The 15,770-nt window shown below is 63.7% G+C and carries 8 protein-coding genes; 2 read left to right on the top strand and 6 right to left on the bottom strand.

The annotated features are described in order from the left end of the window. The first annotated feature begins 245 nt into the window (after window positions 1-245). The gene (locus tag F6X62_RS01410; protein ID WP_153772484.1) at window positions 246-4,997 is read left to right on the top strand and encodes a dermonecrotic toxin domain-containing protein; all 4,752 of its coding nucleotides are present in this window, start codon (window positions 246-248) and stop codon (window positions 4,995-4,997) included. A 67-nt stretch (window positions 4,998-5,064) separates the two neighbouring features. On the opposite strand, the gene gabT is transcribed toward F6X62_RS01410, so the two are convergent. The 4 genes from gabT to F6X62_RS01430 all read right to left on the bottom strand — a co-directional run bounded on the left by gabT (window position 5,065) and on the right by F6X62_RS01430 (window position 12,330). Continuing rightward, complete coding sequence (gabT, locus tag F6X62_RS01415; protein ID WP_063542182.1) at window positions 5,065-6,342, bottom strand: 4-aminobutyrate--2-oxoglutarate transaminase; 1,278 nt, start codon at window positions 6,340-6,342, stop codon at window positions 5,065-5,067. A gap of 179 nt (window positions 6,343-6,521) precedes the next feature. Beyond that, complete coding sequence (gene gabD / locus F6X62_RS01420) at window positions 6,522-7,964, bottom strand: NADP-dependent succinate-semialdehyde dehydrogenase (protein ID WP_054891643.1); 1,443 nt, start codon at window positions 7,962-7,964, stop codon at window positions 6,522-6,524. Between the two features lie 332 nt (window positions 7,965-8,296). Further along, entirely contained in the window at window positions 8,297-9,973 is a 1,677-nt protein-coding gene (locus F6X62_RS01425; RefSeq protein WP_153772485.1) for an aryl-sulfate sulfotransferase, read from the bottom strand. A 17-nt stretch (window positions 9,974-9,990) separates the two neighbouring features. Next, the gene (locus tag F6X62_RS01430) at window positions 9,991-12,330 is read right to left on the bottom strand and encodes a TonB-dependent receptor (RefSeq protein WP_112897113.1); all 2,340 of its coding nucleotides are present in this window, start codon (window positions 12,328-12,330) and stop codon (window positions 9,991-9,993) included. Between the two features lie 192 nt (window positions 12,331-12,522). On the opposite strand from F6X62_RS01430, the gene F6X62_RS01435 reads away from it, so the two are divergent. After that, complete coding sequence (locus tag F6X62_RS01435; protein WP_153772486.1) at window positions 12,523-13,437, top strand: LysR family transcriptional regulator; 915 nt, start codon at window positions 12,523-12,525, stop codon at window positions 13,435-13,437. An 86-nt stretch (window positions 13,438-13,523) separates the two neighbouring features. On the opposite strand, the gene F6X62_RS01440 is transcribed toward F6X62_RS01435, so the two are convergent. Next, window positions 13,524-14,429: a TauD/TfdA family dioxygenase gene (locus F6X62_RS01440; RefSeq protein ID WP_054891639.1), complete on the bottom strand. Its 906-nt coding sequence runs from the start codon at window positions 14,427-14,429 to the stop codon at window positions 13,524-13,526. 21 nt (window positions 14,430-14,450) lie between these two features. Then, a complete protein-coding gene (locus F6X62_RS01445) occupies window positions 14,451-15,491 on the bottom strand; it encodes an ABC transporter substrate-binding protein (protein WP_153772487.1) in 1,041 nt (346 codons plus the stop codon). Window positions 15,492-15,770 lie beyond the last annotated feature (279 nt).

Genomic DNA, 15,770 nt, shown 5'->3' on the forward strand with positions numbered 1-15,770 from the left:
GGGCAACTCCTGAATAATCCTGACACGCAGTCCATCGCGGCTTCCAAACACGTCCATCGTTTAACCATAGCGCCACCTGCCGCGAATTGGCATAAAAAAACCCGCGATGGCATGCAGTTCACAGTTTGTTCATCTTCGTCGCAGCATCCGTGCATGCATTAACTACCACCTCGCCCAGCGCCCGCCTGGCTCTAGTGATGCCCCCATCACAAAGCCGTACAACACGCACGGCCAGCGAGGAGCTCATGACGCTCAACCTTTCATCCATCACCCAACACGCCCTTTCGACCCTGCGCACCCGCATCGACCAACGCCTTGAAGAGCACCCCTCGCTTGAGCGCATGGGGCTGGTCAATCTGGACCAGGCTCTGACAGACGCAGAAGCTACGAGCATCGAGCTGACGATCAGGAGCACCCTGCACGACTACTGGGAGTCGCTCGAAAAGCCCGCCATGACGAGGCGCCAGTGTCACATCGAAGATATCGAGGCCACGCTGCGCCAATTGCTCGATGTCCAGATCGCCGCCGGCAGGATCCATCCGATCTATGCCACCTGCCTGCCCGCTTCGCTCGATCAGAATGACCTGAGCATCAGCACCCTGAGCCTCAAGCTCGAGGCAAGCCGCACAGCCACACTGCATGGCTGCCTGATGTTCAGCCTGGACAGCGGCCCGACCCTCGTGTGGCTCGCAGGCCGGCAATGGGCCGCTTTCGCCACGCGCGACCTGGCAATCGCAGCGCTGACCGCGCTGGTGAACCAGCCGGTGGCCAGGGCCAGCATCACCGATACCCTGCCCCGCACGCAGCGCCTCGCGATGACCCAGGCATCGGCAGTGCAAACCTACGAACAGCGCCACTGGGTGATCAGGCCCGCACCGCGCAAGGCCTTTGCCGAGCTGCATCGACAACTGCGCAGCCTGCAACTGCACGATATCAAGCACGCCTTGCAGGCCGGGCTGGCGCCTGGTGAATCCCGTTCCGGGCGCGTCGAGGATGCCCTGCGCCTGCCGCTTGCCCTTGGGCCAGGCAGCGCGCTCGACGCCACCCTCGACGAAGCACTCAAGACACCGCCAAAAGCACCTGAATGGCTGCGATACGCGCCTGAGGACCAGGCCAGTCAATGCCTGAAGGCACTCCAGGAATACGACCACGCGCGTGCCGCCATGCTCAGTGCGCTGGGCGCCTGCGACAGTATAGAAAGCTTCGCCGCGACCCATCTGCGCAGCAGTATCGCCAACGACCTGGGCCTGGACCTGGACCCCGAGCAGATCATGCTGGTGACCACGCGTACGCTGCCCGAAACCGCCGCCCCCTACGAGATCCGGCGCAGCCTTGTGCACCTGGCGTTGCAGGGCCTGCACGACGGCGACGACCAACCGGCCTCGGAATTCATCACCGCCACGCGCTTCGAGCAACAAGACCGGCCACTGCCTGAGGCGTACGCCACACTCACGCCCGCTTATGTCTGCAAGCTGATCGAAACACTGGCGCTGCACGGCAAGTTCGCCCCCGCTCAGAGAGCCGCACACAAGCAGGACAGCAGCCGGTCGCTGATGAACGCCGCCCTCTTGCAGCAGATCGCGGCCCAAGCCTGGTGCGCACGCCTGCAAGGCCAGATCACGCCCGATGACCAGCAGACGCTGGCAACCTTCGCCGCCGGAAGCGGCACGGGCTACGACAGGTTGTCCAGTGCCAACCTGCTCCTGGCGGACCAGTACCTGCTCAGCGATGCCCTGCTGGTGCGCCAGGAAGACGCCGAGGGAGGCCTGCAGCGTCTGCTGCTCTGCTGCCCGCAACATCCGCACAAGCCGGTGCTGGGTTTCGACAGCGAACGGCAGTTGCTCGTCGAGGTGGTGGGCTGGTTCGCAGAAGCGGACACCCAGGCCTACCTGCTGCAGAACGTGATAGCCCAGCAGCGCACCTCGTTCGCCGCCCTGATCAGCCAGATCGCCAACAAACCATTCCCGCAGACACAGCAACAGCCCGCCAGCATCGAGGCGCAGGTCTGGGACACCTGGTACCTGGATATCCGCAGGCAGCGTCAGCAGATCCCTACCCCGGAAAAGCTCTACGAGCAGTTCATGACACTGGTGCGCTTCACGGGCCAGGAAGGGGTCAAAGCCCTGACCCAAAACCGCATCGAGGTTGCCGAGGCCAACACAGCCGCGCGCGCACCCGCCTGGTTGCGGGCGGCCAGTGCCTCCCAGCGTGGCCAGCTGACGCGCCTGGAAGACCAGATCCAGGCTGCAGAGCAGCAGTATGCCGAGGCCAAGCATGCGCAACTGCCGGATTTCGAGGCGTATGTCCACGCCCAGGCCCGTGACAAGCTCAAGCAGTTGCTCGGCAACCGTGACGACAGCATCGATCCGGACAGCGTGATCATCAAGTCACCCAGGGAGACCCTTACCTACACCCAATTGCTGCGCAACGGCTATGACGACAGCCTGGGCTTGTTCACGGCCACAGCGGATACCACGGCAACCCTCGAAGGCCCCGACGGGGTTGATCTTTCGGCGTTGACGCCGCAGTCGGTCACAGGCTCCGTACGCGGTCAGTGGGTATCCGACCGCTACGTCAGCCTGATCGAGGAGACCCTGCTCTCACCCATACACACCGGCTACGCCTGGCGTCGTCGGCAGAGCGTGTTGATCGTACAACTGCAGATGCAACTGGCGGCGCTGCGCAGCCTCCTGCAAGGGCATCTGGATGCCGACCAGTACGCCTGGCTGCTGGCGAGCATCCAGAGCATGCACCAGACTGCCGACACCCAGCGCAAGCGTCATGCGTTCTACCGATTGGTAGTGCGTATCGACAACGAGTTCCTGGCCGACGAGCCGGCAATCGGCAAGTTGTTCAACGCGCTGTACCGGATCATGGGCAAGACCCCGCCCTACCGCGAAGAAGTCATCCTCGGTTGCTACCTGCTCAAGTCGCCGGAAGGACACCCCTCGCAGACGTTGCTCTACACTCCCGCGGCTGCAGACGGCATCGACTTTCGGCCCTTCAGCAGCTTCGTCCAGTCGCTCGCCACCCCAGGCATGATCGACTACTACAAGGACCGCAGTCGCAGGCAAGCCGGGCAACTGCTGGCCTTCCTGTTCAAGGACCTGCGCGAGGGCGGAGCGAGCCCGGTGCCAAGCGTGCCCGAAGCCCCCACGGACGACCTGCGCATCCTGTGCTACGACGATGGGCTGCGCCAGCGCATCGTCGATGTGCGCGATGTCACCAAGGGTCGCGCCGACATGATCGCGAGCATCGTCTGGAACACGCTGGAAACGGTGGTCCAGATCGTGACGCTGCCCTTCCCGCCTGCCGCCTTCACAGTGGGCGCCGCACTTGCCCTGCGCGACTATGTCGGCGCACTGAGCGCATTCATCAATCGCGATGCCGGCACCGCGAGCCTGTACCTGTTGTCTTCGCTGCTCAACGGCGCAGGCGCCTATGGTGACCTGGCGCACGGCATGAAAGGTTTTGGCAGCCTGCTACGCAATGCCGAGCGGCTGCCCAGCCAACCACGGCGCTGGGCAGACACGAAAACGGCAGTGCTCGGTCTCACCGAGCGTGAGCTCAAGCCCGTCGAGCTGAAGGGCCAGTCGGTGCTGCTCGGCCCCCCTTCCGCACAGGGATTGGCGCGGATAGCCAGGCGTAACGCAAGCGGTGAACTGATCGACACCGGACGTTACGCCCGGCAGGACAAGCTGGGTGACTGGACCCCGGTGGAGCACGCGGAAAACACTATCGGCCAGCCAGTCCCCGACAAGCACGCCGTCGCCATCTCGCTGGAAGGTGGCACACCGGCAACTGGCACACATGCGCAAGGTGTCACCCTGGTCAATGGCCGCCACTACGTGCAGATCGATGACCAGGTGTTCCAGGTGCAATTCGATGCGCAAACCGCGCAATGGTCGATCATCGATCCGGACAATCCCTTCGCCTTCTTCGGACGCCAGCCATTGGCGCGCCAGGCGGACGGTACCTGGAAGCGCGTCGACAGTGGCGGGTTGCGGGGTGGGAACCCTGGCGATAACAACCTGGTACCCCCGCCTGAAACCGTAACCCCACCTGTGGCGGGTGGCGACAACGTCGTGAGCCTGCCCAGCGACCGCTCGAGCTTCTGGGATATCCACATGAAAGAGGACGCGGCGCAAAGCGAACTGCTCTCGAACCAGGCCCAGGCCCGTCATCGCGCGCTGTTGGACGACACCGACATCGCCCGCCTGGAGGATGGCGAAGATGCGCACATGGACGAACATGATTTCGAGTGCCTGCAAACCGACGAAGGCATCACCTACACCTACAAGGAAGACGAAGACTACGTAAACCGCCTCATCGGCAACTACACGGATGAAAACTCGCAAATCAACAGCTACCTGCGCCGCGGGGTGCATGAGTTCCCGTTCTGCGATTCGGACACTTTCGTCGACAAGCTGGTGGACTCGCTGGAAACCCTGCCCAAGAGCAACACGGTCGCTCTCTACCGCGGAGGCAACGGAACGAGAAGCACATCGGGCGCGCACTTTCGCAGCGGAAAACTCAAGAAGGGCGATGTGTTGGTCAACTCGGACCTGACGTCCTTTACCGAGAATCCCTACGTGATACGCGCCTTCGCCAGCGATGAGCTGTCCTCGCCGGACATCGTGAAGGGCACGTTCGACGACACATCGGTGGTTTTCGAGATACCCGCGGGCCAATACCAGAGCGGGGTGCCCATAGCACCCCTGTCATGGACAAAAACAGAGGCGGAAACCCTGTTCCCGCCAGGGTGCCGTTTCGAGATCGAAGACATCGGCGAGGTCGTGGGTGACGACTTCCGCTTCGTCAATGTGAAGCTCAAGGAGATCCCGAGCACAGCGCCCGTGGTGCACCCGGTATACGATCTGCGCACTGGCAACCCGTTCAAGCGCGACGAGTACGCCGCCATGCTCAAGAACGACGACCTGGTCGAACGCTTCTTCCCTGCTGCCGACTGGACACCTCCCAGCCCTTCGAGCACCTGATCCTCAGGTTGAAAAAAAACGCCCAGGCAATGCCTGGGCGTTTTTTATCGGCTACGCGGATCGGCAATCAAGCCAATTCAGCGAAGCACTCTTCGATGATGGCCAGGCCTTTGTCCAGCAGGGCGTCTTCGGCGGTCAGCGGAACCAGGATCCGCAGAACGTTGCCGTAGGTGCCGCAGGACAGCAGGATCAGACCCTTGTCACGGGCCTTGGCGACCACTTGGGCCACGGCGGCAGCGTTCGGGGTGTGGGTGCCCTTCTCGAACACTTCCACGGCGATCATCGAACCCAGACCACGGACGTCACCGATGATCGAGTGCTTCTTCTGGATTTCACGCAGGCCGGCGGTCAGGCGCTCGCCAACGGCCTTGCTGCGGTCCAGCAGTTTCTCTTCTTCGAACACCTGGATGACGGCCAGGGCCGCGGCGCAGGCGATCGGCGAACCGGCGTAGGTGCCGCCCAGGCCACCTGGGGCGATGGCGTCCATGTATTCGGCCTTGCCGCACACACCGGCCAGCGGGAAGCCGCCAGCGATGGACTTGGCGAAGGTGGTCAGGTCAGGCGCGACGCCCATCTGCTCCATGGCGAAGAAGGTGCCGGTACGGCCAGCGCCGGTCTGCACTTCGTCGGCGATCAGCAGGATGCCGTGCTGGTCGCACAGGGCGCGCAGGCGCTGCATCAGCTCTTTCGGCGCTGGCAGGAAACCACCTTCGCCTTGTACTGGCTCGAGGATGATCGCAGCGATGTCGCGTGGCTCGGCGTCGTTCTTGAAGATGCGCTCGACCGACGCGATGGCGTCATCGACGCTCACGCCGTGCAGCTCGCTCGGGAACAGAGCACGGAACACGCCGCCTGGCATCAGGCCCATGCCTGCGGAGTACGGCACGACCTTGCCGGTCAGGCCCAGGGTCATCATGGTACGACCGTGGTAGCCACCGGTGAAGGCGATCACACCGGCACGGCCAGTGGCGGCACGGGCGATCTTCACGGCGTTTTCAACGGCTTCGGAGCCGGTGGAAACCAGCAGGGTCTTCTTGTCGAAGTTACCCGGAACCAGCTTGTTGATCTTTTCGCACAGCTCGACATAAGGCTCGTAGGCCAGCACCTGGAAGCAGGTGTGGCTGACCTTGGTCAGCTGCTCTTGAACGGCAGCGACCACTTTCGGGTGCAGGTGGCCGGTGTTCAGTACTGCGATGCCGCCGGCGAAGTCGATCAGTTCGCGGCCTTCAACGTCGATCACCGTGGAGTTCTTCGCCGACTCGACGAAGATCGGGTGGATCTGGCCGACGCCACGTGGGACGGCGGCGACACGGCGTTGCATCAAGGATTCGTTGGTCTTGCTCATAATGCCCTCATTCGCGCCGACTCTGACGGCGCTGTTATTCGGGGGTGGCTGGGTGTGCCTGCGAACAGTATTCGTTGATCGACTGTCACCGGCGCCCTGGCCACCAGGTACTGCATGTCAAAAAAACCAGCGAGACGTCGCTCTCGCGCCCCGCTGGCAGAGGTAAAGCCCTTAGCGCATCAGACGCTGATGCACAGGTATTTGATTTCGAGGTAGTCCTCGATGCCGTACTTGGAACCTTCGCGGCCCAGGCCCGAGGCCTTGATACCGCCGAACGGCGCGACTTCGTTGGAGATCAGGCCGGTGTTGATGCCGACCATGCCGTATTCCAGGGCCTCGGCGACGCGGAACACGCGGCTCATGTCGCGGGCATAGAAGTACGAGGCCAGGCCGAACTCGGTGTCGTTGGACATGGCGATGACTTCGGCCTCGTCCTTGAAGCGGAACAGCGGCGCGAGCGGGCCGAAGGTCTCTTCCTTGGCGACGGCGGCAGTCTTCGGTACGTCGACCAGGATGGTCGGCTCGAAGAAGTTGCCTTCGATCAGCTTGCCGCCGGACAGCACCTTGGCGCCCTTGGAGACGGCGTCCTCGATGTGCTCCTGGACCTTGGCGACCGCCTTGTTGTCGATCAGCGGGCCAGTGGTGGTGCCTTCTTCCAGGCCGTTACCGATCTTCAGCTTGCCAACGGCAGCCTTGAGCTTCTCGGCGAACGCGTCGTAGACGCCGTCCTGCACGTAGATACGGTTGGCGCAGACGCAGGTCTGGCCGTTGTTGCGATACTTGGAGATGATCGCGCCCTCGACCGCCTTGTCCAGGTCGGCGTCGTCGAACACGATGAACGGAGCGTTGCCGCCCAGCTCCAGGGACACTTTCTTGATGTCCTTGGCGCATTCTTCCATCAGCTGGCGACCGATTTCGGTCGAGCCGGTGAAGGACAGTTTGCGTACCAGGGAGTTGCCAGTCAGCTCGCCGCCGACTTCGCCGGCGCTGCCGGTAACAACGCTCAGCACGCCAGCCGGGATACCGGCGCGGGTGGCCAGCTCGACCAGGGCCAGGGCGGAGTATGGGGTCTGCGAAGCAGGCTTGAGCACCATGGTGCAGCCAGCGGCCAGGGCCGGGCCGGCTTTACGGGTGATCATCGCCGCCGGGAAGTTCCACGGGGTGATGGCCGCGGTGACACCGATCGGCTGCTTGATGACGATCAGGCGCTTGTCTGGCTGGTGACCCGGGATGGTGTCGCCGTAGACGCGCTTGGCTTCCTCGGCGAACCACTCGATGAACGAGGCGGCATAGGCGATTTCGCCCTTGGCTTCGGCCAGCGGCTTGCCCTGCTCGGTGGTCATCAGGCGAGCCAGGTCGTCCTGGTTCTCGATCATCAGCTCGAACCAGCGGCGCAGCTTGTTCGAACGCTCCTTGGCGGTCAGGGCACGCCAGGCCGGCAGGGCCTTGTCGGCGGCTTCGATGGCGCGGCGGGTTTCCGCAGCCCCCATCTTCGGCACGGTACCGATGACTTCGCCGGTGGCCGGGTTGGTCACCTTGATGGTCTGACCGCTGTCCGCATCCAGCCATTCACCGTTGATGAAGGCTTGCTGGCGGAACAACTGAGCGTCTTTGAGCTGCATGTCGGCTTCCCTTGACCGCGCCGCGCTGGCACGGAACGTCTTGTTGATTGTTGAAAGGCGCCCCTGGTGGGGCTGCCGTCAGGAATTCTGGCACCCAAACGAGCCAAGTGTTCAATATTGGGCATCGAGCGTTTGAAATCTCAAACGAATGCTAAGCGGGTGCTGGGGTGTTGGACAATAGGCTGTTCGAAAAAAAGAACGAATGGTCTTTAGACAGCGCTGGCCCTATCGCGGGACAAGCCTACACCCACAGGTTGTGGGAGCGGGCTTGTCCCGCGATAGGGCCAGCAAAGATTAGACGATCGAGCTGACGAAAATGTGATGCCGCTCTATCAGAAGGCCTTGTCCAGCTCGATCACCAGAGCCCGATACCCCACACTCCCCGGCTGACGGCTGTGCACCTTCAACTCCACCAACACCTCCTGAGTGCCACGGCGCACCTCATTGAGCACCGTAGTGGTGAGCTTCTCCGGCGTCAGGTAGCCCACCGAGGCGGAATAGATGAACTGGGTATCGGTCTCCGGACGGTAGGCCACCACCGAAGTGATCGGGCTATACCACTCGTCGCCTCGCTCTTTGCCGTATTCCCACACCTGCTCGACCGTACCCTTGGCCTCATCGATGCGGTACTCCACCGCGCGGCTGTAGTTGCCGCTGAGCTTGGTCGGGGCGAAATCGCGGCCCCAGCCGTTGTCGAACACGGTCAGCGTACCCTTGCCGGTGAGCCAGGCGGTGTGCTGCGTCCACGACCAGTCGAAGCCATCGCCGCCAACTGGCGTCAGCACCTTGGCCTTCAGCCGCGCGGGCCAGCCCTGGGGCGAGGCGAGGATCCACTTCACCTGCTTGTCACGCCCGATCTTCACCACCCCTTGATGGCGCGCTGAAACGATGATGCTGTCGTCATTGGCGTCGTAGTCGATGGCATTGACATGCGCCCAGTTGCGCCCGGTGCCGACGCCGGGAGTGTCGCCGAACGGCAGATCGCCTTCGGCCAGCTCGTTGGCCAGGCGCTCGTCCTGCTTGTGCACGCCCGCCGGCAACTGGATCGCCGCCTTGCCGAGGGTTTCCAGCAGGTCGCCGCGGTAGGGGTCGAGGATCTGGTTGAGGTCCCAGAAGTCCAGGACATCCCCCGCCTCGTCAACCTCGATGATGTGGTCGCGGATCGAGCGCACGCGCTTGCCGTCCGGACGCCGGTAGTCGCTGGTGCCGACCCGCAGCAGGTAGGTGCCCTGTGCCGTTTCGCGGATCTCGTGGGAGAAGTCGGCGAACTTGTCCGGCAGGTTGCGCTGCCAGACACGCCGCCCCAGCAGGTCGAACTTGGAGTAGGTCTGGCCCTGGCCCCAGATCAGCTTGCCGTCGCGGGTCTGCTGGAAGCCCATGGTCCCCCCCAGGCCATCGCGGCGGTTGGAGTCGTGGATCTGCTCGATATCCAGGTACCAGCGCACATCGCCATTGCTGTCGGCGATCCAGTTGTTGCCGACCTGATCCCACTCGGCAGCACCGCCCAGGCCGTTCCACTTGAAGGCACGGCCACCGGGGATCTCGCCCAGCAGGTGGTTGAACAGGTAGAGACGTTTCTCGAAGCCCGGCGCCACCTTGATCGGTTCGACCAGCGGCAGCGCCGCCGTCTGTTTCGCCACGACCGGCAGGCGCACGGCCGGGGCGTAGATTTCATAACGCTCACGCACGCGCTCACCGTCGAGCTTGTAGCTGACCTCGACCTGGTTGACGTGGTCCGGGTAGAGCCCGAACACCGGGATGCCGCCGTAAGTCCACAGCGAGCGGTTCGAGACGTCGTAGGCAATGTCCACACCCCGCTCGCCACGGCCCAGCACACGCACATGGGCGTTACTGATGGTGCGCCCGCCGTCGCGGATGATCGCGGTCAGCGGCGCCAGGCGGTAAGGGTTGACGACGATGTCCCCGAGCAGCGCCTGGTCGTCGGTGGGCACTTTCGCGGTGATGCAAGCGCCCTCGGGCAGGGCGGGGGTTTCGGTCTTGGCGTTCATGGCAAAGCTCCTTGTCCTCAGAAGTCGTAGCGGGCGGTGGCGCCCACGGTGCGCGGCGTGCCGAGCACGCCGGCATAGCCGCCGTTGGCGGAATTCCACAGGCTGGTGAAATAGGTCTTGTCGCCGGCGTTCTTCACCCACAGCGACAGGTCGAGCACGCCGTCGCCCTGGTCCAGGCGCACGCCGGTGGAGAGGTTGACGATGGCGTAGCTGGGGATCTGGCCGTAGTCCGAGTCGTCGATGGTGCCCACTGCGCGAGAGCGGAAGGCGTAGCTGGCGGTGACATAGGGCTCGATGCGCTCGGCCAGTTGCCACTTGTACTGGGCGTTGAGGTTGGCGATGTACTTGGAGGCACCGACCACCTGGTGGCCGGACAAGTCGCAAGTCGCGGCGGCATTGACCAGGCTGACCTCCGGCGGGCACGGGGCGTCCTTGTACTCGGTGTAGCGCACGTCGTTCCACGAGCCGTTGAAGTTCAAGGTCAGGCCGCGCAATGGCACGGCCGTGGCCTCGAATTCGAAACCACGCGAGCGCACGCTGCCGGCGTTGGCCAGGTACTGCACGCGATTGACCTGGTCGTAGACGTTGGCCTGGTAGCCATGTACTTGCGCCCAGAACAGGTTGGCATTGAGTTGCAGGCGGTTGTCGAGCAGCGTGCTCTTGACCCCGAGCTCGGCGTTGTTGATCCGCTCGGTGCCGACCTGCAGCGAGTCGGTGCCCAGGCGCGGGGCGGCGCCGACGGTCAGGTTCACGCCACCCGACTTTTCGCCGTGCGAAAGGCTGGCGTAGCCAAGCACCTCGTCGTTGAAGCGGTAACTCAGGCTCAGCAGCCCCGACGGCGCGAAACTGTACTGGCTGAGGTCGCCCGAATCGTAGGCCCCCACGCGGCCCTGGCGTGCTGTCGCGGCTGCACCGGTGACCGCGGCACCGCCAAAGGGATCATCGCGGGTCACCCAGGCATTCTTCTCTTCATAAGTGCCGCGCACGCCTGCGGTGAAGTCCAGGCGCTCGGTCAGGTGCCAGGTGCCCTGGGCGAACAACGCATAGCTGTCGGTATCGATATGGCCGTTGCCGAGGGTGGTGACGTTGGCCAAGGCACCGGCCGGGGTGGCGTTCCAGATGTCGGCCTGGGGGCCGTAATAGGTGAACGACTTGTTGTCCAGGTCCTGCTTGAAGTAGTAGGCCCCCAGCACGTAGTCGAAGAAGCCGCCGGTGGGCGAGGCCAGGCGCAGTTCCTGCGAGTACTGCTTGTCGCGCACCGACACGCCCGCGTTGTAGGCGGCGGGCACGTTGAGGCCGTCGTCGTTGCGTGGCGTGAAATCCCACCAGCGGTAGGCGGTGATCGAGGTCAGGGTGAAGTCGTTGGGCAGCGTCCAGTTGGCCTCGACCGAAGTGCCGCCCTGGAACACCTTGACCATCTGGTCGGCATCGAAGTTGACCTTGCGCTTCTTGCCCGACACCAAGGTGGCGCCAGCCTGGCTGGCCAGGCTTTCGTAGCGGTTGACGCCGTTGATGGTCGGGCCGGTGCTGTAGAGGCTGAGGATGCCGTTGTTGGAGTCTTCTTCGTTGTACTCGCCGATCCAGCGCAGGTTGAAGGTATCGCTGGGCTTGAACAGCAACTGGGTGCGAAAACCCTGGCGCTTGCCACCGTTGAGATCGTCGCCGTTGTAGAGGTTCTTCACATAGCCGTCGTCCTCGGTGCGGTAAGCGCTGATGCGCCCGGCGAGGGTGTCGGTGATCGGGCCGGAGAAACTGCCTTGCGTTTGCCAGTAGCCGTCCTCCCCCAACGACGATTGCACGCTGCCCTCGCGCTGGAAGGTCGGCTTGCGGGTGGTGATGTTGAGTACCCCGGCCGTGGTGTTCTTGCCGAACAGCGTGCCCTGCGGGCCACGCAGCACTTCGAGCTGCTCCACGTCGAGCAGGTCGAACACGGCCATGCCGGGGCGCCCCAGATAGACGTTGTCCAGATACACCCCGACGCTGCCTTCGAGGCCATCGCTGGCCGGGTTGTTGCCCAGGCCGCGGATCGAGATGCTCGACTGGCGCGCATGGACGTAGGCGACATTGGTGCTGGGCACCAGTTGCTGCAGGTCCTGCACTCGGTAGATACGCTGGGTTTCCAGGGTTTCGCTGCCCAGCACGCTGATGGGCGTGGGCACGCTCTGCGAGGTTTCCTCGCGGCGCCGGGCATTGACCGTGACGGTGCCAAGCTTGGCGTCCTGTTCGACGGTGGGTGCAGCGTCGGCAGGCGCCGGCTCGGCGAGGACATGACCGGCGGTCGCCAACAGCACACCAGCGGCCAGGGGTTGCAGGGTGAACAGCGACGCACGCGTCGGCCAACGGAAAACTCGCGACATGCAGATGCTCCTTGAGGCATGGGCCCTGGCGAGCATTTCCGTTGACGGAACCGAATCGCAGTCAGAGGGGCTTATATTCTTTTAAGAGATATAAATATTTGCATTTCATATTTTGTGGAATAAGTAACTGCATTTATAAGGTTCACAACCCTTGTCAGCAATTGCATTTCACCGAAAGTTTTCATGTAGAAAATGCATATCGATCTCCGTCAGCTTCGCCACTTCATCGCCCTGGTCGAGCACCGCAGCTTCGTCGCCGCCGCCGCGGCCGTGAACCTGTCGCAATCGGCCTTCAGCCGCAGCATCCAGACGCTGGAGCACAACGTCGGCTGTCGCCTGGTCGACCGCGCCAGCAAGGAGCTGGCACCGACCCGCCAGGGCCAGTTGGTACTGGAGCATTCGCGGCGCCTGGTGCATGGCGCGCACAACCTGGTCAACGAGATCAACCAGTTCAATGGCGCGACGACCGGCATGGTGCGCTTCGGTTCGGGGCCGGCGCCTGCCGGTGGGCTGGTGCCACGCGCGGTGGCGCGCTTCGTGACCGAGTTTCCGGCGGCGCGCACCTGCTTCCAGGTGGATAACTGGCAGGCGTTGAACCGCAGGCTGATGGCCGAGGAGATCGAGTTCTTCGTCGCCGACACCCGTCAGTTCGAAGCCGACCCGGACTACCGGGTGCACAAACTCACGCCGCAACGCTGGTACTTCTGTTGCCGCGCCGGGCATCCGCTGACCGAGCGCAACGAGGTGCGCGCGCGTGACCTGTTCGACTACCCGATGGCCACCACCTTGCGCCCGCCGAACATCCGCAAGGTGCTCAGCGAGATGAGCGGCCGCCAGGACTTCCTGCCCAACGTGGAGTGCGAGCATGGCTATGCGCTGCTCAACGTGGTGATGCAGTCAGACACCATCGGCATCGCCTGCCGGGGCAACTTGCGGCCTTATCAGGATGAAGAGCGGCTGGTGGCGCTGGAGCTGGTGGACCTGACGGCGGAACAGGAAGAGGCTTGCCATACCCGCTACGGCATCGTCAGCCGGGTGGGCTATGGGTTGTCCCCATTGGCGCAGGGGTTGGTGCGGCAGTTGATTGCTTGTGATAGGGAAGGTTAGGGATCGGTCGTGGACTTTTCGCGGGCAAGCGCGCTCCCACAGGGAGCGGACTTGCCCGCGAAAAAGCCGACACACCCGCTACAGGATCACCCCTTGCGTGTGGTCCGACTCAACTGCCCATCCACCCCCACCGGCACCTCACCGGCCAGGGTCACCCGCCGCACGATCCGCGGCTGGGTGCCGTAATCGTCCACCGCATAGTGCTGCGTCGCGCGGTTATCCCAGATTGCCACGTCCCCCGCCTGCCAGCGCCAGCGCACGGTGTTCTCCAGACGCGTCACATGCCCCTGCAGCAAGTTGAACAGGTGGTTCGAATCCGCCTGTGAATACCCCTTGATGCGCTTGACGAAGTGCCCCAGCTGCAGCACCCGTTCACCGCTGATCGGGTGCACGCGCACCAGCGGATGCTCGGTCTCGTACACGGTCGAGGTGAACACCTTGCGGTAGCGCTCCAGCCGCTCGGGGTCCACATCCGGCTTGGCGCCGGCATAGTCGTACTCGTTGCTGTGCACGGCCCAGAGCTTGTCGGCCAGCTCGCGCAGCGGTTCAGGCAGCTCTTGATACGCGCTCGCGGTGTTGGCCCAGACCGTATCACCACCGGAGGCCGGCGCCACCACGCTGCGCAGGATCGACGCCTTGGGGTAGGCGTCGACGAAGGTCACGTCGGTGTGCCAGGAGTTGGCGCGCTGGCCCTCGGCGCCGTCGAGCTGCAACAGGTAGCGGGTGCCATCGACCACCGGCACGGTGGGGTGGGCGATTGGCTCGCCGAGCCGCTTGGCGAAGGCTTCCTGGCCCTGGTCGTCGAGGTGGGTCTGGTTACGGAAGAAGATCACCTTGTACCGCACCAGCGCCGCCTGGAGGGCGTCGACGGTGGCAGTGTCCAGGTCAGCGGACAGCTTCAGGTTGCGGATCTCGGCACCGATGCGGCCGGCGACCGGATGGATATCGAGTTCCAGGGCTTGTGGCGCGGCGGCCAATGCGGCGTTGCTCATGTCGTGCTCCTTACGATGGATTCAGCGGGCGGCCTGGACGGCCTGTTCCTGTTGCAGGGCGGTATCGATGAAACGAGGGTCGATCCAGTCGGATACCTGGAAGCTGCGGCGAATCAGGCGCTCCTTGGCGGCCAGGTCGACGCCCTGCTGCAGCAGGCCGACGAATTCGCCGTCCAGGCGCGGATCGAAATAGTGGGCGAGGTTTTCCTGGGCCAGGTCGTCACTGAGCACGCTGCGCGGCCAGTTGGCGGTGCTCGACACCAGATCCAGGTACGCCTCGCGGTTGCGCTCGTCACGCAGCCAGTTCACCGCCTGCTGCTGGGTGCTGACCAGGCGCTGGACCAGGTCCGGGTGCTTGCGGATGAACTCGCCCGTGCCTACGAGTACCGACTGGGTACTGCCAGCGCCTTTGAGGTCGCGCGAGTTGACCGGCAGCTCGACCAGCCCGCGGTCACGCAGCGACAGCAGGTTCGACAGGCCCCAGGTGGCGTCGATCTGCTTGGCGGCGAGCGCCGCGTTGGACGCGTTGAAGTCCAGGTTGATGACTTTCAGGTCGCGCTCCGAGAGGCCCTGGCTGGCCAGGGCGCTGGCAAACGACAGCTGGTTGGCGGTGCCACGGAACACCGCCACGCGCTTGCCCTTCAGATCCGCCAGGCTGCGGATGCCGGAGCCCGGCACCACCCCCAGGTAGCTCTTCACCCCACGCACCCCGGCCGCCAGCACATGGGTGTCCAGGCCGCTGGACTTGCCGATGATCGCGGCCAGGTCGCCCAGGTAGGCGAAGTCTGCCTGGCCGTTGGCCAGAGCTTCGTTGACTGCGGGCCCGGCACCCTTGAAGAAGCGCCAGTCGATGCGAATGCCATCCTGGGCGAAGGCTTTTTCCAGCAATTGCTGATCACGCAGCACATCGACCACGCCCCCGGCGCTGGGTTTGCTGCCAGCGCTCAGGTCAGGCACGGCGATACGGATGACCTCGGGCTTGGCGCTGTCAGCGGCCTGAGCGGCCAGCGGCAGGACGCTGCACAGCGCGGCGAGCAATAGGTGGCGGAACGGGGTTTTCATGGCATGGCTCCTTGGCAGGCTGCCGCCGGCGATGACCGGCGCGTTGGCCAAACGCTAGGCCGCCCCGCTTAGAACCGGCAAAGACCGAAAACTCATGCTCAAGTAACCGAAAGCTATAAATGAGCAAAGACGCGGCTCTGCGCCCGGCTTGCGCAGGACGCATCGCAAATATGAGCAAAACGCAATGTCCGGGGGCTTCCCGATGCACAGGATGCATGCTCTTATTTCTTTGATATTGGCATTGAATATTTTTTATTCCTTTAGCGCATAAGCTTGAAA

Origin of the sequence: Pseudomonas sp. MNR3A, assembly GCF_009650575.1 — a bacterium.
Classification (GTDB): domain Bacteria; phylum Pseudomonadota; class Gammaproteobacteria; order Pseudomonadales; family Pseudomonadaceae; genus Aquipseudomonas; species Aquipseudomonas machongensis.

Excerpts from the sequence above, each read along its gene's own strand:
- F6X62_RS01410 (WP_153772484.1), top strand. The coding sequence starts at position 246 with ATGACGCTCAACCTTTCATCCATCACCCAACACGCCCTTTCGACCCTG.
- gabT (WP_063542182.1), bottom strand. The coding sequence starts at position 6,342 with ATGAGCAAGACCAACGAATCCTTGATGCAACGCCGTGTCGCCGCCGTC.
- gabD (WP_054891643.1), bottom strand. The coding sequence starts at position 7,964 with ATGCAGCTCAAAGACGCTCAGTTGTTCCGCCAGCAAGCCTTCATCAAC.
- F6X62_RS01425 (WP_153772485.1), bottom strand. The coding sequence starts at position 9,973 with ATGAACGCCAAGACCGAAACCCCCGCCCTGCCCGAGGGCGCTTGCATC.
- F6X62_RS01430 (WP_112897113.1), bottom strand. The coding sequence starts at position 12,330 with ATGTCGCGAGTTTTCCGTTGGCCGACGCGTGCGTCGCTGTTCACCCTG.
- F6X62_RS01435 (WP_153772486.1), top strand. The coding sequence starts at position 12,523 with ATGCATATCGATCTCCGTCAGCTTCGCCACTTCATCGCCCTGGTCGAG.
- F6X62_RS01440 (WP_054891639.1), bottom strand. The coding sequence starts at position 14,429 with ATGAGCAACGCCGCATTGGCCGCCGCGCCACAAGCCCTGGAACTCGAT.
- F6X62_RS01445 (WP_153772487.1), bottom strand. The coding sequence starts at position 15,491 with ATGAAAACCCCGTTCCGCCACCTATTGCTCGCCGCGCTGTGCAGCGTC.